Origin of the sequence: Priestia sp. TSO9 (genome assembly GCF_021029645.1) — a bacterium.
GTDB lineage: Bacteria > Bacillota > Bacilli > Bacillales > Bacillaceae_H > Priestia > Priestia megaterium_E.
In genome coordinates, this window is the sequence record NZ_JAJEKD010000015.1 from 1,003,774 (window position 1) to 1,021,871 (window position 18,098).

21 protein-coding genes are annotated in these 18,098 nt (G+C 39.1%); 4 read left to right on the plus strand and 17 right to left on the minus strand.

All coding sequences use genetic code 11. The features are described 5' to 3' along the window. Nucleotides 1–147: 147 nt before the first annotated feature. Nucleotides 148–1,596 carry a SulP family inorganic anion transporter gene (locus tag LJC66_RS20425; RefSeq protein WP_230933448.1) on the minus strand — a complete coding sequence of 483 codons (1,449 nt, stop codon included), beginning with the start codon at nt 1,594–1,596 and terminating at the stop codon, nt 148–150. Nucleotides 1,597–1,815: 219 nt separating this feature from the next. Then, complete coding sequence (deoD, locus tag LJC66_RS20430) at nt 1,816–2,520, minus strand: purine-nucleoside phosphorylase (RefSeq protein ID WP_013058711.1); 705 nt, start codon at nt 2,518–2,520, stop codon at nt 1,816–1,818. A gap of 194 nt (nt 2,521–2,714) precedes the next feature. Between deoD and LJC66_RS20435 the strand changes: the two genes are divergently transcribed. Continuing rightward, nucleotides 2,715–2,867, plus strand: a complete 153-nt coding sequence (locus LJC66_RS20435) for a hypothetical protein (RefSeq protein ID WP_013058712.1) — start codon at nt 2,715–2,717, stop codon at nt 2,865–2,867. Between the two features lie 51 nt (nt 2,868–2,918). Here LJC66_RS20435 and LJC66_RS20440 read toward each other — a convergent pair whose 3' ends face one another. From LJC66_RS20440 to LJC66_RS20460, 5 genes are all read right to left on the minus strand, one after another. Continuing rightward, nucleotides 2,919–3,242, minus strand: a complete 324-nt coding sequence (locus LJC66_RS20440) for a hypothetical protein (RefSeq protein ID WP_013058713.1) — start codon at nt 3,240–3,242, stop codon at nt 2,919–2,921. A gap of 246 nt (nt 3,243–3,488) precedes the next feature. Then, nucleotides 3,489–4,115, minus strand: a complete 627-nt coding sequence (locus LJC66_RS20445; RefSeq protein WP_195696054.1) for a phosphatase PAP2 family protein — start codon at nt 4,113–4,115, stop codon at nt 3,489–3,491. 235 nt (nt 4,116–4,350) lie between these two features. Next, entirely contained in the window at nt 4,351–5,121 is a 771-nt protein-coding gene (locus LJC66_RS20450) for a sporulation protein (protein WP_230933449.1), read from the minus strand. Then, complete coding sequence (locus tag LJC66_RS20455; protein ID WP_230933450.1) at nt 5,108–5,944, minus strand: serine/threonine protein kinase; 837 nt, start codon at nt 5,942–5,944, stop codon at nt 5,108–5,110. The genes LJC66_RS20450 and LJC66_RS20455 overlap by 14 nt, the downstream gene beginning before the upstream one ends. Nucleotides 5,945–5,947: 3 nt before the next feature. Then, nucleotides 5,948–6,202: a hypothetical protein gene (locus LJC66_RS20460; protein ID WP_195696051.1), complete on the minus strand. Its 255-nt coding sequence runs from the start codon at nt 6,200–6,202 to the stop codon at nt 5,948–5,950. A 117-nt stretch (nt 6,203–6,319) separates the two neighbouring features. On the opposite strand from LJC66_RS20460, the gene LJC66_RS20465 reads away from it, so the two are divergent. Beyond that, nucleotides 6,320–7,381 carry a DUF2515 family protein gene (locus LJC66_RS20465; RefSeq protein WP_230933451.1) on the plus strand — a complete coding sequence of 354 codons (1,062 nt, stop codon included), beginning with the start codon at nt 6,320–6,322 and terminating at the stop codon, nt 7,379–7,381. A gap of 58 nt (nt 7,382–7,439) precedes the next feature. Here LJC66_RS20465 and LJC66_RS20470 read toward each other — a convergent pair whose 3' ends face one another. From LJC66_RS20470 to LJC66_RS20480, 3 genes are all read right to left on the minus strand, one after another. Beyond that, nucleotides 7,440–7,610, minus strand: coding sequence for a YozD family protein (locus tag LJC66_RS20470; protein WP_013058720.1), 171 nt, complete (start codon nt 7,608–7,610; stop codon nt 7,440–7,442). 263 nt (nt 7,611–7,873) lie between these two features. Continuing rightward, nucleotides 7,874–8,560, minus strand: a complete 687-nt coding sequence (locus LJC66_RS20475; RefSeq protein WP_013058721.1) for a hypothetical protein — start codon at nt 8,558–8,560, stop codon at nt 7,874–7,876. 203 nt (nt 8,561–8,763) lie between these two features. Then, entirely contained in the window at nt 8,764–8,979 is a 216-nt protein-coding gene (locus LJC66_RS20480; RefSeq protein ID WP_013058722.1) for a YozE family protein, read from the minus strand. A gap of 408 nt (nt 8,980–9,387) precedes the next feature. Here LJC66_RS20480 and LJC66_RS20485 point away from each other — a divergent pair, with 408 nt between their 5' ends. After that, nucleotides 9,388–10,425, plus strand: a complete 1,038-nt coding sequence (locus LJC66_RS20485; RefSeq protein ID WP_195696049.1) for an acyltransferase family protein — start codon at nt 9,388–9,390, stop codon at nt 10,423–10,425. A gap of 121 nt (nt 10,426–10,546) precedes the next feature. Then, nucleotides 10,547–11,392, plus strand: coding sequence for a D-amino-acid transaminase (gene dat / locus LJC66_RS20490; protein ID WP_195696048.1), 846 nt, complete (start codon nt 10,547–10,549; stop codon nt 11,390–11,392). A gap of 35 nt (nt 11,393–11,427) precedes the next feature. Here dat and LJC66_RS20495 read toward each other — a convergent pair whose 3' ends face one another. The 7 genes from LJC66_RS20495 to LJC66_RS20525 form a co-directional block, all read right to left on the minus strand. Next, on the minus strand, nt 11,428–11,706 hold the full coding sequence (locus tag LJC66_RS20495; RefSeq protein WP_013058725.1) for a YokU family protein: 279 nt from the start codon (nt 11,704–11,706) through the stop codon (nt 11,428–11,430). A 14-nt stretch (nt 11,707–11,720) separates the two neighbouring features. Continuing rightward, nucleotides 11,721–13,133 carry a lysine 2,3-aminomutase gene (gene kamA, locus LJC66_RS20500; RefSeq protein WP_230933452.1) on the minus strand — a complete coding sequence of 471 codons (1,413 nt, stop codon included), beginning with the start codon at nt 13,131–13,133 and terminating at the stop codon, nt 11,721–11,723. Between the two features lie 67 nt (nt 13,134–13,200). Continuing rightward, nucleotides 13,201–14,049 carry a putative beta-lysine N-acetyltransferase gene (gene ablB, locus LJC66_RS20505; RefSeq protein ID WP_230933453.1) on the minus strand — a complete coding sequence of 283 codons (849 nt, stop codon included), beginning with the start codon at nt 14,047–14,049 and terminating at the stop codon, nt 13,201–13,203. A 26-nt stretch (nt 14,050–14,075) separates the two neighbouring features. Beyond that, nucleotides 14,076–15,341 carry a peptidase gene (locus tag LJC66_RS20510; protein WP_050691576.1) on the minus strand — a complete coding sequence of 422 codons (1,266 nt, stop codon included), beginning with the start codon at nt 15,339–15,341 and terminating at the stop codon, nt 14,076–14,078. A gap of 13 nt (nt 15,342–15,354) precedes the next feature. Then, on the minus strand, nt 15,355–16,017 hold the full coding sequence (locus LJC66_RS20515; protein ID WP_016765314.1) for a 3-oxoacid CoA-transferase subunit B: 663 nt from the start codon (nt 16,015–16,017) through the stop codon (nt 15,355–15,357). Continuing rightward, nucleotides 16,002–16,703, minus strand: a complete 702-nt coding sequence (locus LJC66_RS20520) for a CoA transferase subunit A (protein WP_230933454.1) — start codon at nt 16,701–16,703, stop codon at nt 16,002–16,004. Before LJC66_RS20520 ends, LJC66_RS20515 begins: the two co-directional genes overlap by 16 nt. Next, nucleotides 16,704–18,053, minus strand: a complete 1,350-nt coding sequence (locus LJC66_RS20525; RefSeq protein ID WP_230933455.1) for an aspartate aminotransferase family protein — start codon at nt 18,051–18,053, stop codon at nt 16,704–16,706. It lies immediately after the preceding gene. Nucleotides 18,054–18,098 lie beyond the last annotated feature (45 nt).

Here is an 18,098-nt window from a genome sequence, read left to right on the forward strand (position 1 = left end):
TGCATGCTTGATTACCAATATCGGCGCAAAGCCTATGCTATTTTGTTAAAACAGACATCCGTATCTTCATCTACAACTTCTTTTTCCACCTGGCTCATACAGCTACTAAAACGAAACAAGTAAAAAAGGTGTGCTACTGCACACCTTTTATTTGTTCGACAGCGACGTTATGCCAATTTGCCTTACGATTTTTTTACTGTCTTCATTTAATCCTTTTACAATAACCTTTTTATTCAATCGCTCATACTTATCGATAATTTTTGAGATGCCGATTACGGCCGATTGATCCCATATATGAGAAGAACTAAAATCAATAATGATGGTATCCGGGTCTGTTTCATACTGAAATTCATCCATGAAGAAGCTGATGGTGGCAAAAAATAATTGCCCTGAAACCCTATATTGCTTCATATTCCCTTCTATTTGTGAAGTTGTTTTGATTTTAGCCATCTTCCAGCCAAATACAATCGTACTTAAAACAACACCTACCATTACGCCTAATGCTAAGTTATGTGTAAACAATACGATAACCACCGTAACAACCATTACAATGGCATCCGATAGTGGATATTTCGTTAAGTCTTTAAGGGACTGCCAATCAAATGTACCGGCGGCTACCATAAACATAACGCCTACAAGAGCAGCCATTGGAATTTGTTTAACAACATCGCCAAGCACCATAATTAAGAACAATAAAAAGACTCCGGCGACTAAGGTAGATAACCTTCCACGTCCCCCTGATTTTACATTAATCATAGATTGTCCAATCATGGCACAGCCAGCCATTCCTCCAAAGAAACCTGTTACAATATTAGCGATGCCTTGACCGCGCGCTTCTTTATTTTTATTCGAGGGCGTATCTGTAATTTCGTCCAGCACCGTTGCCGTTAGCATAGATTCAAGTAGGCCTACAATCGCTAAAGGAAGCGAATAAGGTAAAATGATAAGCAGTGTCTCCACTGATAAATCAACCTTTGGAAAGTGAAGAACCGGCAGTGAACGCGTAATATTCCCCATATCTCCTACCGTTTTTAAATCTAAATGAAAGACAATCGCTACAATCGTCATCAAGACAATGGCAACAAGCGGAGATGGTATTGCTTTGGTCATGAGCGGAAACAAATAGACGATGAGCAGCGTTCCGGCTACCATTGCGTACATCATCCAATTTGCTCCTTGAAAATGGGGAAGCTGTGCTGTGAAAATTAAAATACCTAGCGCATTTACAAAGCCAATCATAACTGTTTGAGGAAGAAATGATAAAAACCTTCCTACTTTCAAAACACCCAGTAAAATTTGAATCATTCCGGTTAAAACAGTAGCTGCAAATAAATACTCAATGCCGTGATCTTTGACTAAGTTAATCATCAATAAAGACATTGCTCCTGTTGCAGCTGAAATCATAGCTGGTCTTCCGCCTGTAAAAGCAATCACAATTGCCATACAAAAAGATGCATACAGGCCAACCATGGGATCGACACCGGCGATAATGGAAAAAGCAAGGGCTTCTGGAATAAGCGCAAGAGCAACTGTCATCCCAGACAAAATATCTGCTCGAACGTTTGAAAACCACTGCTGTTTAATACTTGCCATCATGATGGTTTATCACCTCTTATGAATTTTTTATACGATTTTCGACTTTCACGAAAATCAAAGCCGTTTTTAACGTATCAAATCGTACCATACAATTTCCCGTTTGGAAACAATTAATTTTCACAAATAAAAAGACGAGAAGCCTGATTGCTTCTCGTCTTTTTATTTGTTACGCCGCAGCATTTCGCTGCCATTCAGCAAATAAACGAAATGAAATTATATTCATTCATTAATTGCTGCTTCAAGCGCAACAACAATCATATCGTTAAACGTCGTTTGACGCTCTTCTGACGTTGTTTCTTCACCAGTGAAAATGTGATCACTTACTGTTAAAACAGATAAAGCATTACGTCCGTATTTAGCAGCTAGCGTATACAAAGCCGTTGTTTCCATTTCAACTGCCAATACGCCGTGAGCTGCCAATTTTTCTAGCTGGCCGTCTTCATTGTAGAATTGATCAGATGTAAATACACTTCCTACTTTTAACTGAAGGCCTTTTTCAACACCTGCATCGTAAGCGCGCTTTAATAAATCAAAGTTAGCTGTCGGTGCATAGTCAATAGGACCAAATTTAACGCGGTTCATTTGTGAATCACTTGACGAAGACATGGCTAAAATAACGTCGCGTACTTTTACATCTTTTTGAATTGCTCCGCATGTACCAACGCGAATTAGGTTTTGAACACCATATTCATTCATTAGTTCATTTACATAAATAGCAATTGATGGTACACCCATTCCTGTTCCTTGAACAGAAACGCGCTTTCCTTTATATGTTCCCGTAAATCCAAGCATACCGCGCACTTCGTTATAGCAAGTTACATCTTCTAAAAACGTTTCTGCAATGTATTTTGCACGAAGTGGATCACCTGGAAGTAAAATCGTTTCTGCAATATCACCTTGTTTTGCCCCAATATGTACGCTCATTTCGTACCTCCTATATGTAAAAAATCTTACGCTTTCACTATACCATATTGTATCCCTTGCTTGTCTATTTACTTCTAACATTATGCGACAAAAATAAAAAGACATACGGCCCAAAAAATGGCGTAGTATGTCTTTTTATATAAGGGTACGCTAATAGCGCAAGGGATTTACTAACGTTAGCTGAGGTGATATGTATGGGGAAAAAACATCGCAATCGAATAAATTCGCCTAAAAAGAATAATCATATTCCAAAGGAAGCAATTATAGCAGAACATGAAGCCCATGGAGATGAATATTCAGCAACAAACCGAAAAAATGGCCCTGGCCATCATACTCGTGATTACTAAGGGTCAACATATAAATAAAAAGCGGCCAGATAGGTCGCTTTTACCTTATGTTTAACGTACGTGCAGGCGATTCACTTTTTGCCAGCCGTCTGTCCATAGCTTGTAGTAATACTTCCCTCGAGTACCTTCATCAATTAATAAAATATCGCCTGTGCTGATAAACCTCGCATCACAATCTTTTGGCAAATTATCAGCAATATTAAACATCTGAAATACTTGTGTTGCTGCGTCTTGATGATCGAATGCTGTAATCGTTAGACGATGGACAGGCTTATATCCGCGCTTTTCGCCTTTTTCTTCTGTTTGCATAATGGTTACATCATATTCTGTGCTAATATTAAATTGTTTTTTTATTGTGGTCCACACACTCAACATTCTTCCCTCCACCCAAAAGCAAGTATTTACTCTTTTACGTCATGTATTCTTATATAATTAGTGATAAAATCCGAAAACCCTTTATCGAATCAAAACGTTTTTTGTCGAAATTACTAGTTTTTTCTTATTAAACATGTACATAAAATATTTGTTTCCCATTTTATCATTAGTTGTTTTTGAATGGATGAATCAATAGGCCTACTTAAACAAAATGAAATATTAACGAAAAAAATGTAACCATTGCTCCTATTTTTGGTTATATAGGCGCTTAGAAAGGAGGTAGACCCCTAAGGACCAAGCAAGTCCTAAACAATATCCTGCTAGTATATCCGTTAAAAAGTGTACACCTAAATACAAACGGCTAAATCCAATTAATAAAATAACAATAGCAATTACGCATGCAGCTGCCGTTTTGATAGACCTGCTTCTTGTATACATCCATATTAACAAAAGTACTCCGCTGTAAAACGCCATTGAGTTCATGGCATGTCCGCTCGGAAAACTATAGTGAGAGGCGGGAACGACTTGACTCCAATCAGGTCTTGGTCTTGCAAAAATCTCCTTCAATCCCCAATTTAAAGCGCGAACTCCCCAAAAAACAAGCGTGATATATAAAGCGAGCAACCCTTTTCGTTTATAAAGAAGAACTACTATAATCGCAAACCATATTGGCGCAGTAACATACCAAGATCCTACGGTTGTTATAAATATGATGATGGGTGTTAACGTGTCCGTCCTCCATCCTTCAATGGTATGAAGTACATTAAAGTCAAGCTGTTTCACCCAAGGTGTATTAAACGTAAATAAAATGAGTAAAAAGAAAGCTAAAAGCGATACAATAAATAGAGAATATTTTGTAGTGCGGTTTCCCATTTTTTATTTCCTCCAACCTATTAAAAGAAAAAGCATGTAACGTTCTACATGCTTTACTTATTCACACGTTTTGGCTGAATATAGTCTTCCGGCTTAGGAGCTTGATGAACGACAAATTCAGCCGAAAATTCCTCTTTTGCATTTATTTTTTTCGTTTGCTTTGATTGCGGCATATACCTCTCTCCTTTCTTTTTACTGTCTTTAATATACGAAAAAGAAAGGAGAGCTATGCACGTTAGCTATAGCGTGAAATAATACTGGTTAATATATTTTTTAACTGAGGAATTTCTTTTTCAGAAACATGAACATGAATGAGCGACTCATCTGCATCCAGCATTTCAGATAGAAAGCCGCCAAACCCTCTGGCACGTCGATCTACTTCTATAAATAAATCGTAATCATGTAAGCCGCTCGGCTGCACGATAATTTCAATTTCATCTACTTTCCCAGCGTAAACTCCACCGCTTGGAACAAATTCAAATTCTTGAACAAAAGGAAGTCTTTTTCTCATCCGGCGAGGGGCTTCTTCGCACTCAACTTGGCGCAAGCGAAAGCCAAGCTGTTCCATAGCTTCAATTGCGCTTGTTGCCATAAGGTTAGGAAGCACTTTTACATGATCAATATCTGACGGATCAACGGCATCTTTAATATCAAGACTGGTCGCCACCCAAACCCGGGTTCTACCTAATGTAACAGGCGTATCATCAGGCAGCTGAAAGGTAAAAGGAATAGACTTCGTTTCAGATGGTTGAATCGTGAACGGGTCGTTAATCTTAAACGTATTAAGCTCAATATCCTGCTTGTATTTTTTATCGTCTCTTTCTTTTACATAAGTTGTGAATAGACGCAGATAGATGCTGTCAATTTTCTGCTCAACATTGCCTCCGTATACTTCAACAATCCCTTCAATCTTTTCACCAGCACGAAATTCATCATTGACAAGCTTAGCATCCACTCGCGCTGCACCAATTCCAATGCGGGCTAACGCTTTATTAAATAGCGCCATACTTTCCCCTCCCTGAGCTCTTACTATTTATATAGTCATAAATATCTTTTTGTAAACTTTTAATGCTTTCATAAGATTCATCTGCTCTCAGCATTTTTTGAATGATGGCCTTAATAGGCGCCGACAAATGTAGCTCTTGTTCCCAGCTTCTTTCTTGTTTTTCCGTCGGCTCATAACCAGAGTATAATAAAAATAAAAGAAAATGACCAAGTGCATAGATATCGCTTGCAGCAGATGTTTGTCTCATAAACTGCTGTTCTTCTATAAGGGTGCTTGTTTCTTCATGGTCTCCTAAAAATCTAGCAAGACCAAAGTCAATAACATAGATGGTTCCGTTAACATCAATAATATTTGGAATACGAAGATCACGGTGAACCATTCCTTGCTCATGAATAGCAGAAACTACGTCTAGAATATTAAGTAAAATGTCAAGCGCTTGTTCTTCCGTATACACGCACTTCTCTTCAAAAATTAAATCTTCAAACGTTTTCCCTTGAATCAACTCCATCACTACGAAACAACCTTCATCTGTTTCGATAGCTTCATACAGTGAAGGAATTTGAGGATGATTTAATTGAGACAGCAATTTCGCTTCATAATGATAAGACTTCAGCCCCTGAGACGTGCGCTGCTTTGTTTTACGGAGTTGCTTTACGACTACCTTTTTTTGTTGCACAATGTCGTTAGCAACATATGTTATACCATAGCTTCCCATTCCCAGTATATCTATGATTTCATAGCGCCCGGAAATGACTTTTCCTTTTTTAAAAGGGCGGTCAACTAGCCAGCGATGAAGGTGTTTGAACATTCGATTTTTCATCATAAATCAACTTGAGAAAAAGCTTGAGAAGAAGCTTCCACTTTTACGTTTGCGCTTGTAATGGTGGTGGCCATATTTTGAATGACTGTGGCTGTCATAATATTTGCTTCGTTTATAATCGCTACTGCTGCTATGGTGATGAGGACGTCTGTAGTGATGATCACTGCTGCTGTAGTGACGAGGACGTCGATAGTGTCGATCGCTGCTGCTGTAGCGTCGACGTTTAGATCCAGTTAATGATTCAAAAATTTTTCTGAACATAAAGAAAACCTCTTTTCTTAACATTTGTTACCCTTTATACGTACGAAATGTTATAAAGGTTTCAAAAAGTCCCTTACCCTTTTTTTATATAGTTAAACGTTTCAAAGGAGGCTTAACATGACTTCTACTGACACAAATCCCCTGATTAGATTGGAGGATGTTCTTCGCCTGCAGCAGATGATGCAGCTCAAACCTCCTGCTACCCTCCCGCTGTCTTTTATCGGAGAAGACGTAAAATTGATTAAAGAGATTCGAAAAAAAGTAAAAAAAGCTAATCAAAACAATGTTACACGTACCCAAGCATATTTAGACTATTACCAAAAACACCCCGAAATTCACTGGGCTTTTTTAGCACACTTGGTTTCGCGAAACGGCGGCTATTACATGACAGATCTTTCGACTACCTTAATAAAATCCCTGCTTTCTCCAGAAAAACAGCACGCGTACTTCTTGTTTTTAGAACATTCCAATTCCGCCATTTTTCATGATGCTTACGCTCAGCTCTTACTCTATGAAAAAAGCAAAGAGCAAAACAGCAATCTGTTTCATTTACTTCCCGCTTTTCACATATCTTCTTTTATGAAAGCTGTTTGGAATGACTTTTGGCAGCATAGAAACAAAACGCTCTTATCAATAGCCCTGATTGTGAACGAACAGTATCATATCGAAAAAAATGTTCTCTTTAAAAAAGAGTTTCAGCGGGATGTTCTTCACTCTTGGCAGTTTCACACTCAAAACTTTCTCGGTATGACTCAAATCGTCTTTCCCTATTATTCAGGTAATAACATTGATTTAAGTGGAACAAAAGTGTATCATTTCGAGTCTGTCTTAAAGCGGATTGAAGTGGGAAAAACTTTATACGTTCTTCTTTTTTATTCAAACTTGCATGATTCTATCTATACATTTAGCCTCAAACACCCCCACACAGGGTCTCGAAGCGATTATAATTCGGATATATTTACAAAGAATCGAAATCATTCCAAAAAGCTGTATAGCCCGACGTTAAATATGAGCTGGGGAGACCGCGTACACCTTTTTTTAAGAAAAGATGAGTGGTTTGAAGACGAAAGCATATTTTCTCTCCTTGAGTCTATTCCCGCTTCTTCAGTAAAAAAAATTCCTCTTCAGCATCATATAAAAGTGCAATCTGCTATTAAAGCTGCTAACCCTTTTTCATAGCCACTGTCTCATAAACAAAACGACGAGTTCCCCCGTCGTTACAGATGTATCTATCTTTTTATTCTTCATCTTGCTCATCAATAATACATTTATCAATGAGATAATCAAAAGTTATATCCGCTAATTCGCCTAGCTCTTCTTCAGCGGGAACATAGCCTCGCTTGACTAGTTCATTGTAAAAGAACTCCGCAATTTCTTCCGTATCAATGACCACTTCGATTTCTTTCACAATATCACTCCTTATCCCGTTTGAACGGATTAGCGTACCTTATTTTTCTTAAAAATAGGTTCACTCCATCTTCTGCTTGAAGTTTTACCTTATACACATTTATGAACAATTTGGCAATAGTATGTCTAAAATTTCAGCAGTTTAAACAGAAAGGTAATTATACCCATTTTTTTCACTACCATCGCCGTATACACAATAAAAGATAGCTAAGAGAGATGTAATAATCTATCTCGGCTATCTTTTATTTATTAGGCATCTACCTGCTATTTTCCTTGTTCGGATTTTGCTATCTTTTTTAAATGTTTCAGCACTAAGTTCATGACTTCAGCGTATTCTTCATCTTCAAAAAGCTCATACAAAAATTTATAATCATTGTACACATCTAAAAGACCGTTTATAATCTCATGCTTTTCTTTAGTTAACCTCACTTCTTCTTTTTCAGAACCGTTTTGTTTTTTCATCTTTGGTAGCAACTCCGTCTTTTTAATTTCTTTACCTAAATACAACATATCAACACTTTGAGCGTAATTTTCTGTTTCCTCATGAGGAGTTACGAGAATGAGTTCTTCTTCACTAGCCTCAAGCCATTCTCCATCTGTTACACGTGACAATTCATAGACAATGTCTTCCCATGAATCCTCTTTATAACGCCATATTTCTGTTCGAATACCAATGATTTTAAATAACTCTTTTCCATAATTAAAAACCTGGACGATATCGCCGAAGAAAAATTTATATTCAAGCTCTACTCTTTCCTGTACTAATATTTGACCTTCATATTCTTCTAGAAGCTCAATTGTATCTTCTAAAAAAAGACCTTCACTATGGTTGATTTCGTATACAAAAATCCCATCCATCACTTTTATATCGGTAATAGTGCCAACGGTCCCGTATATTGTTACAACGACTGTTTCACCAATTCCGTATTTAGGTTTTTTCTTCCCTGCCATCGTCGCACCTCCTTAGTAAACATACACCTACTGAAAAGTTACAATATTATATGCAGTAACTAAAAAAGGGGAAGTATAACATCTTTAGAACCAAGCCTTTATTATCTATTGCTCTCTATCATTTTTACCTCTGCTTAGTACATGAGCTTAAGAAAATAAAAAAAGCAGGCTGATGGATATCCATCAGCCTGCTTTTTTATTTCTCACGCATTATTTTGATAAAGCTCCCATGCTTCATCAAATACGGTCATGCTTGATAAATAATGTCCGTTGAGCTCTAAATAAGAACTCAGTTCGTCATAATCTGTTGAAGATTTCGGGAAGCTGTGATCATCGTAAGCACTTCGCGCAAACTCTCCCATTCGATCATGTTTTTTATTTGATCGGAATTTCATTATATAGTGATAAAAGGATTTCATCGTACTCCCCCTCCAGCGGTATGTGTATCTTTTCTATCATTTTTTCAAGAAATCTACAACTTTCTTCTGCGATATGTAGATGTCGAACACTGCAATATAAGTGGTTTACCCGACAAAAAATATTAAATTCATGTTACAGTTACAAAACAAATTTCACTATTAGCGTAACGAATAAATATTGTTATATCAATATTTTTCTTTTTCCCAAAAGACATTTGTAACAAAAACACATCGTTTTTATAACAAAAGCATTGATTCGACAGGTTTCTCAAGCCTTTATGTAATTGCAAAAAAGAAGAATTCATGTTTTAATTCCGTAGTGAAAGGTTATTCTAACAATAATCGCCATTTAAATAAATCTTGTTGGTGGGAGGTTTACATCAGCATATGTTGAGGAAAAATAATACTATGAATACTCGAAATGCTTACTTTGATAACGCTAAATTCGTATTAATTTTTTTAGTTGTATTCGGACACATGATTTCTCCGTACCGAACAGATAGCAGCGGAATGCTGTCCATTTATCACTTTATCTTTATTTTCCATATGCCTGTCTTTATTTTACTAGCAGGTTATTTCTCGAAAAATTTTCATAAGAAAGGCTATTACAAAAAAATATTTACAAAGGTGGCTCTTCCTTATTTAGCTTTCCAAACTATCTATACCCTTTATTATAGTGTGCTTTATACAGATGAAACGTACACGCTTCAATATTTGGTTCCTAGATGGGCAATGTGGTTTCTACTGAGCTTAATTTTTTGGAAATTAATGCTTCCTTTCTTTGCGAAATTCCCGATGTGGATTAGCTTAACTGTCTCTATTTCGCTTGGACTTGCAATGGGATTCATTGATATTGACGGATTTGATAAAATTCTAAGCATTAGCCGAATGTTTGTCTTTTTCCCGTTTTTCCTTTTAGGCTACTATTTATCACAGCGACAAGAGCCTTTTACAAATCTTTTGACAGCGCGAAATCGAATCATTGCATCTATCGTATTATTAGTTACATTAATCGGAAGCTATTCTTTCTTAGACGACACGGCTTACACAGATATGCTGTATGGAACGAACACGTACGACAATGTGGCCGAATTTTTAATGCGCGTTTCTCACTATGGAATTGCCTTTCTTGTATCTTTTGCCTTTATGGCTTTAATTCCAACGCGCGGTTTTGCTTTAACAAGCATTGGACAGCGATCGCTATACGTGTATTTATTGCACGGCTTCATTTTAAAATGGTTCTTTACAACTGACTTCTCAAAAAGTCTAGAGCCAACGTCATGGGGTATTATCGTCTTAATCGCCCTGTCCATTTTAGTAACGATGCTTCTCGGCAGCCGTATTGTCGATTGGTTCATCACCGGTACCAAGCTCATCGTTCAGTTTGTTACACCTAAAAAAGCCCTTCAGAAATTTTCATTAGCATTCAAACGTACGTTTTCATAAAAGTCATACCCCTAAAGGAGTATGACTTTTTTCATTTTCTTCGAAGAAACCAAGTAAATAATTTCATTTTGCTGAATTTTATGTTAACGTTTTAATATCTAAAGGAAGGGAGTTTTTCAAGATGGAATTAGCATATTATGCTGGAGAGTTTAGAGATATTAAAGAGGCTGTTATTCCAATTGATGAACGCGGTCACCAGTTCGGAGACGGTGTTTATGAATTTATTCGCGTATACAAAGGGATTCCGTTTTCAATTGAACGTCACTTAGACCGCTTAGAAAGAAGTGCAAAAGCAATCTTTATCGAACTGCCGGTTTCAAGACAAGAGCTAAAGGACATCATTCACCAAGCAATGGAAAAATCAACGTTAAAAGACGCTGATATTTATATTCAAGTTACGCGCGGGATTGCTCCTCGAAATCATTTATTTCCCGATGTACCTGCACAATTAGCACTCACAATACGCCATCCTCGCCAAACACCTGAAGAAGCCTATGAAAAAGGCATTTCCACGCTTCTTTTGGAGGACGAACGATGGGCTAATTGCTATATCAAATCATTGAACCTACTTCCTAACCTTCTTGCCAAACAAGCTGCGGCTTCTAAAGGATGTAAAGAAGCTATTTTAGTAAAAGACGGATACATAACCGAAGGGTCGAGCAGCAATGTCTTTGCGATAAAAGACAACGTCTTGTTCACCACTCCTGCCACAAGAAAAATTCTATCGGGTATTACGCGCGCTAACGTACTGGAATGTGCTCAGGAACAAGCCATTCAAATTCGAGAACAAAATATGACTCCTTCCTTTTTAAAAGACGCTGATGAAGTTTTTATTACGAGCACATCTGTTGGTCTCTTGCCCGTTTCGAAAATAGACGAAGTCGAACTTCCAACTTTCCGTCCTGTTACAGTAGCTTTAAAACACGCCTACAGCCTGCGCACTGCTGGAACAAAGGCTTATCAATAAGCAAAGCCGCCCCTTACAAAATAAGGGGCGGCTTTTTAGAATTTAAAGTAGTTGCGCTTTAATAATCTTGGCACTTTTAATAGCTCATCATACCGAATTGATTCATCAAGTTTTTTTGTATCGACAAGAAGCAGCTGTGTTTCCACTTCTTCTATGATCTCTTCTTCTTGATATGACATCCCGCAACCTGAACAGCTGATACATGGCATATGAGTAATTTCAATACTTCTCGTTCCGTCTGGCAATTCCCAGTATGCGGTATTGGTTGTTTCTACTGCTTTTTCTTCTTCGCACCATGCGCATTGAACAGTCATATTACAGGACCTCCTTAAGATGATGGAGCATCGTCGCTTTTACCGTCTTTTTTCAATTGAGCTTTAAACTTTTTATCTTTTAATTCATCTCTTTTTTCACGTTTGTCTTTTAGGCTTTCGTGAGCACTGTCACTTTCATATGTTTTACGTCTTTTTACTCTCCCTAACCCTTCCGGTACAAGGTTGAATTGAGTATCATTCATAAGACCCGAGATGCCAATGGAAGAATCTTTAGCATCCGATGCTGGATAAACAGCTCGAAAATAATCATCTGCACGCCCAGGCACATAGCTTTCTGGCTCCGGATACGTCGTAATCACTCCTTCAAAGTTTCGCAGAACAACTTTACTTGCGCTTTGACTAATAATATAGTTTGGCTGAACCGCAATCTTTCCTCCTCCTCCTGGCGCATCAATAACAAACGTTGGAACAGCATAGCCAGACGTATGACCTCGCAGCCCTTCCATAATTTCAAGCCCTTTGGAAACAGGTGCGCGGAAATGCCCAATTCCTTCTGATAAATCACATTGATAAATATAGTAAGGACGAACGCGTATTTTCACTAAATCGTGCATAAGCTTTTTCATGATAGCTACGCTGTCATTAATCCCAGCTAAAATAACCGCTTGATTGCCAACTGGAACTCCTGCATCGACAAGCATTTCACATGCTTTTTTTGTCTCTTCCGTAATTTCAATGGATGTATTAAAGTGAGTATTTAACCATACTGGATGATATTTTCTTAAAATGGCACATAAATTTTCCGTTATTCGCTGCGGAAACACAACGGGGGCTCTTGTGCCAATTCGAATAATTTCCACATGGGGAATAGCTCGTAAATTCTTCAAAATATATTCTAAAATATTGTCATTAATCAGCAAGCCATCACCGCCTGAAATGAGTACATCTCGTACTTCAGGTGTTTTGGCAATATAAGCAATCGCAGCATCTAACTGCTTTTTTGGAACGCCCATTCCGATTTGTCCTGAAAACCTTCTTCGAGTACAGTACCTGCAGTACATGGAGCATTGATTGGTAACTAAGAACAAAACACGATCAGGATAGCGATGAGTCAACCCTGGCACTGGAGAATCTTCGTCTTCATCTAGGGGATCTTCTAGATCATATTTTGTTTTATGAAGTTCTTTGCCAACCGGAACAGACTGCATACGGATGGGGCAGCGGGGATCATCTGGATTCATTAAAGATGCATAGTAAGGCGTAATATTGAGCGGAATCGTTTTGGTTGAAATGCGTACTCCTTCTTCTTCTTCAGGAGTTAAGTTAATGACCTTTTTTAAATCATCTAACGTTCGAATTGTGTTTGTTAATTGCCAAATCCAGTCATTCCATTTTTCTTCAGGAACATCTTTCCATAACTCAATGTCTTTCCAATGTCGGGACGGCTTATATAAATCATATAACATACAATCGCTCCTTTATGAAGATTTACTATTGTTATATGTTACAGCCCATAAATTGGTTAATTATTTCTCACCCTTTACTTTTTGACAGATCCTTCACCCATACGTTCATATCTTCTAACGATTTATAAATGTAACAATTATTCGTTAACCGTCCCGTATAGGTATAGCCAAGCTGCTGAAAGGCGGCGTTCATCCCGAATGAAAGCGCTCTCGCTATTGTGTATACACAAAAAATATGCCGCTGTTTGAGCTCCGCCTCTAGTGCGCTTAATAAATGCTTCATGAATCCATACTTTCGGTAAGCAGGGAGAGTCGCACAATCCGTTAGTTCAGCATTGTGATAGACATAGTCAATTTCAGCAGAAGCAGCGCTAACGATATCGTTCTTGTCAACTATGATATAAAACAAGCTATCTTCTTGAAGCAAACTAGAGAGATACTCTTCTTCGTAGAGGGGAGTAGGATACACTGTGAAGATTTGACGGTAGAGCTGAGAAAGTTGTTTAGCGTCAGATGAAATCGCTCGGCGCATGATCAGTTGATTCGATAAAGGAGAATAATGAGATGTCGGCAAATTCAAAACATCTTGAAGCAGCTCTGTTTCTTTTAACGTCTCCCCGCTGTTTCGGCGGGATTGAGACGTATAGTAGCATAAAAGATACGCGTCGCTTCCGTTAAAATAGTAGGGAACAGTTGCTTCTAAAGAAAATCCCAAGCTCATCCAGTCCAACAGATATTCAGCACGTGCTTTTATAATCCACTTTTCGTACGTTGCCTTATCAATTTCTTTATATATATAGCTGTAAATATCATTCACATTTCCCCGGTAATCATCTATTCTCAGACGCTTGTTATATTCATCTAAAAAAAGAGTCATAGCAAAGGTTGGTTGACAAATATTTTCTTGTTTCGCCATTTGTTTGTATCCTCTCCCTTTTTAGCTTAGTCCGCAATACTGCACCAGTCTGCTACCGTGAGAGCAATAATTTCTGCTGCGTCAAGCATCGTTTGAATACAAATATACTCATTCGGAAAGTGGGCCACTTCTGTTACTCCCGGTCCAAACACCACTGTTGGAATATCCCCTACTTGTGACAGTATCCCTCCATCGGTTCCCCAAGGAGATGCTTCAATGATCGGCTGATTCTGTTTCACTTGATAAAAAGAGGACGAAAGAGAAGTCATAAGCGGATGCTCTAATTCAATTTCACCGGGAAGCCAGTGGGCCCCAAACCATTCCAAGTCGGCAGGATGCTCAGCAAACCACTCATCACACTGAGGCAGAAGTTCAAGCCAGGATTTCATTTCTGCTCTGACATTTTTCATTTTTTCATGCGGAGCAACTCCTATCCTGCCTTCTAATATTACTTGATCAGCGACTGAAGAAGGCCACGTTCCTCCTTGTATATTTCCGATATTAATCGGCACGGGAATGGGAATTTTATTATAGAGCGGATCGGTAATTCGACTGTTTCTCTCTTTTTCAAGATCCTCAATATGTTTAAGCACCACAGCTGCTTTTTCAATCGCACTCACGCCTTCATACCGAGTCCCTCCATGTGCTGCTACTCCATGCACGGTGACTCGAAACCACATGGAGCCTTGCTGCTTAGGGAAGATCTTCATGTTGGTTGGTTCTGGAATAATGGCACCATCTGCTTTGTACCCTCTAAGTACACAGGAAAGTGTTCCTGCACCTCCGCTTTCCTCTTCTACTACGCTTTGAAAAATAACATCTCCTTTTAGTGAAATATCTAGCTCTTTCAACGCTTGAATAGCTAAAAGTAATGACACATTTCCTCCTTTCATATCCGTTGCTCCGCGTCCATATAAGTTTCCATCTTTTACAACAGCCGTATAAGGGTCTTCCGTCCACTGTGAAAGATCTCCGGGTGGCACTACATCAATGTGCCCATTCAAAATGATGGATTTGCCTCCGCCTTTCCCTTTTAACACGCCTACCACATTCGGGCTGTCTCGAAAAGTAGAACGGTTGGAGGCAAAAGCTTCATGGCTGCGAAGTATTTTTTCGTCGGGTTCCCATATATCAATATCTAACTGCAGCTGTCGAAGGCGTTCAATGACAATTGCCTGCGCATGCTTTTCAGAACCCTGCACGCTTGCTTCTTCTACGAAACGCTTGAGTAAACGCACTGCACTTTGACGATGCTCTGTCATCCAGTTATGAATAGATTGCTGTATGTTCATGTAATGGTCCTCCTTATGGTATCGTAATCAATTGATCACTCAGGCGAACTGTCGCTTCTGTTGAACTCAAAATATCCTCTACGGTATAAGGAGACATTAACTCTGTTAGAAGAAGCGCATCTTTTTCTACTTTAAAAACCGCCCGATCTGTAATAACTAATCCCACGCAGCCCGAAGCAGTCAAAGGTAAAGAACACGTCTTAACCAGCTTCGGTTCTCCTGTCTTGCTCGTATGATTCATCAGCACAATGACTTTTTTCGCTTTTTGAGCTAATTCCATCGCTCCTCCCATCCCAGGAACTCGCTTACCTGGCACAATCCAATTAGCTAAATCCCCTTTTTCACTCACTTCTAACGCACCAAGAATGGTCATATCGACGTATCCTTTTCGAATCATCGCGAAGGCTGTAGCACTATCACAGTATGAAGCTCCTTGAACGGTAGTTGTTGGATAGCCTGCTGCATTGCAAACATTCTCATCTTCTTCACCTAAAGGAGGGGAAGATCCTAACCCTAAAATCCCGTTTTCAGCATGAAACATCACATGAACAGCGCTTGGTACATAATTAGGAATAAGAGAAGGAATGCCAATACCTAAATTAACAATCATGCCGTTTTTGATTTCAGCCGCAGCACGTTTTGCAATACGATGACGAATATCTATTCCCAAACCCATTTCCAATTCACTCCTTTAGAAGGGACAATATAATCCACAAATACACCTGACGTCATCACGTTCTCTGGGTCAATGTCGCCAAGAGGAACAATTTCATCCACTTCAGCAATAGTGATACGACCTGCCATAGCCATTAATGGATTAGTGTTTCGAGCGCTTTTATCATAAAGCAAGTTGCCGAATGGATCTGCTTTTTTTGCATATACAAAAGCCACATCGGCTGTCAGTGGTTTTTCAACTAAAAATGTCTTGCCGTCCACTTCCACTTTTTCTTTTCCAAATTGAATAATGTCATTTTCAATTCCTACATCAATCAGTACTCCTCCGATTCCAACTCCTCCCGCTCGAATCCGTTCAGCAAGCGTTCCTTGAGGAGAAAACTCAACTTTTAGCTTTTCTTCCGTCATCAGCGTTCCAGCCACTGGGTTCGATCCAATATGAGAAGCGATCAGCTTTTGAATTCTTCCTTGGCTTACCAATTTTCCCGCACCAATATGAGGAAAGCCTGAATCATTACATATCAATGTAAAATTTGATTTTCCGCTTTCAATCAGACCATCAATGAGAGAAGGTGGGCTGCCTACTCCTCCAAATCCTCCTATCATCAGCGTAGCCGCATGATCTACGTATTCAATCGCTTGTTCCACAGTTGTCATCTTTTGAAATGAGTTTTCGACCTTTGTCACTCATTTCACCTCATTTCTCTGTTTTTCATTTTGCACTTCATGCAATGTTTTCGAAAGCAGATCGACCGCTTCATCAAGCTGACGATGAGTAATCGTAAATGGTGGCGCAATAATAACACCGTCTCCTTCGACTCCGTCTGTTCCTGCTTGTGAAGGATAAAGGAGAAGACCATTTTTTTGGGCTTTACTTATTACGCGCGCCGTCATATTTTCCGAAGATGAAAAAGGCTCCTTCGTCTTTGGATTTTGCACAAGCTCAAGACCAACTAGTAAGCCTTTGCCACGTATATCACCAATGATAGGGTAAAGAAGTTGAAGCTTCTTCAATTCCCCTACTAAATAGTCTCCTTTCAGCGCTACTTCTTGAACAAGATCATGCTTTTCAATATAGGTTAAAACAGCTATTCCTACAGCGGATGACAGCGGATTAGCGCTTAGCGTATGTCCGCTCATAATTAATTTGGATCCGTTCATGATAGGTTCAATCGTTTTGCTGCTAGCCAACGTAACGGCTATTGGTGTATATCCTGCTCCCACTCCTTTTCCAAGCGTCATGATGTCTGGTTTAACTCCCCAGTGCTCATACGCAAACATCACGCCTGTACGCCCAACTCCAGTCATGACTTCATCCGCAATCCATAACACATCATATTTATCGCAAATTTCTCTTATCACTTCATAATAACCGGGAGGAGGTGTAAGCGCTGCTCCGGCTGCTCCTACAATGGGCTCTGTAATAAAAGCAGCAATATGTTCAGGGCCGGTTCGTTTGATAACTGTTTCCAATTCGTGTGCACAAGCAAGATTACAGGATGGATAGGTTTGATGAAACGGACATCGATAGCAATAAGGAGGTGAAACCGAAGGATAATCTTCAAGCAACGACGAGAAGCGTTTTCGTCTTCCAACGTGCCCTGACATAGACAGAGCTCCTATTGTAATACCGTGATAGCTCATCCAGCGTGACAAAACCTTTGTTTTGGTTGGCTTTCCTTGCTCTTGAAAATGCTGAATTGCCGTTTTCATAGCCGTTTCAGTCGCTTCTGTCCCGCTGTTAACAAAAAAGCTCCACTGGAAATGATTGCTGCTTAATTCACATAGTTTCTTAGCTAAGGCTTCTGTTGGATCACTTGTAAACTGCGACCGATATACAAACGCAACTTTCTGTGCCTGATCGGTCATCGCATCAATGATTTCTTTTACGCCGTGTCCGATACTTGCTGTAACTGCCCCCGACGAAGCATCTATGTACCTTTTTCCATCTTGGTCGTACAAATAAATTCCTTTTCCATATGAAATAACTGGGTAGTCGTCGTCGAGCAGCGGCTTTATTACATGAGTTTTATTCATTTCCGCACTCTCCTTTCAAACATACACTCTTATTAAACTGTATGC

Bases quoted from the DNA above. Each gene is read 5' to 3' on its own strand.
- LJC66_RS20425 (WP_230933448.1), bottom strand. From the start codon at position 1,596: ATGATGGCAAGTATTAAACAGCAGTGGTTTTCAAACGTTCGAGCAGAT.
- deoD (WP_013058711.1), bottom strand. From the start codon at position 2,520: ATGAGCGTACATATTGGGGCAAAACAAGGTGATATTGCAGAAACGATT.
- LJC66_RS20435 (WP_013058712.1), top strand. From the start codon at position 2,715: ATGGGGAAAAAACATCGCAATCGAATAAATTCGCCTAAAAAGAATAAT.
- LJC66_RS20440 (WP_013058713.1), bottom strand. From the start codon at position 3,242: ATGTTGAGTGTGTGGACCACAATAAAAAAACAATTTAATATTAGCACA.
- LJC66_RS20445 (WP_195696054.1), bottom strand. From the start codon at position 4,115: ATGGGAAACCGCACTACAAAATATTCTCTATTTATTGTATCGCTTTTA.
- LJC66_RS20450 (WP_230933449.1), bottom strand. From the start codon at position 5,121: ATGGCGCTATTTAATAAAGCGTTAGCCCGCATTGGAATTGGTGCAGCG.
- LJC66_RS20455 (WP_230933450.1), bottom strand. From the start codon at position 5,944: ATGATGAAAAATCGAATGTTCAAACACCTTCATCGCTGGCTAGTTGAC.
- LJC66_RS20460 (WP_195696051.1), bottom strand. From the start codon at position 6,202: ATGTTCAGAAAAATTTTTGAATCATTAACTGGATCTAAACGTCGACGC.
- LJC66_RS20465 (WP_230933451.1), top strand. From the start codon at position 6,320: ATGACTTCTACTGACACAAATCCCCTGATTAGATTGGAGGATGTTCTT.
- LJC66_RS20475 (WP_013058721.1), bottom strand. From the start codon at position 8,560: ATGGCAGGGAAGAAAAAACCTAAATACGGAATTGGTGAAACAGTCGTT.
- LJC66_RS20480 (WP_013058722.1), bottom strand. From the start codon at position 8,979: ATGAAATCCTTTTATCACTATATAATGAAATTCCGATCAAATAAAAAA.
- LJC66_RS20485 (WP_195696049.1), top strand. From the start codon at position 9,388: ATGAATACTCGAAATGCTTACTTTGATAACGCTAAATTCGTATTAATT.
- dat (WP_195696048.1), top strand. From the start codon at position 10,547: ATGGAATTAGCATATTATGCTGGAGAGTTTAGAGATATTAAAGAGGCT.
- LJC66_RS20495 (WP_013058725.1), bottom strand. From the start codon at position 11,706: ATGACTGTTCAATGCGCATGGTGCGAAGAAGAAAAAGCAGTAGAAACA.
- kamA (WP_230933452.1), bottom strand. From the start codon at position 13,133: ATGTTATATGATTTATATAAGCCGTCCCGACATTGGAAAGACATTGAG.
- ablB (WP_230933453.1), bottom strand. From the start codon at position 14,049: ATGGCGAAACAAGAAAATATTTGTCAACCAACCTTTGCTATGACTCTT.
- LJC66_RS20510 (WP_050691576.1), bottom strand. From the start codon at position 15,341: ATGAACATACAGCAATCTATTCATAACTGGATGACAGAGCATCGTCAA.
- LJC66_RS20515 (WP_016765314.1), bottom strand. From the start codon at position 16,017: ATGGGTTTGGGAATAGATATTCGTCATCGTATTGCAAAACGTGCTGCG.
- LJC66_RS20525 (WP_230933455.1), bottom strand. From the start codon at position 18,053: ATGAATAAAACTCATGTAATAAAGCCGCTGCTCGACGACGACTACCCA.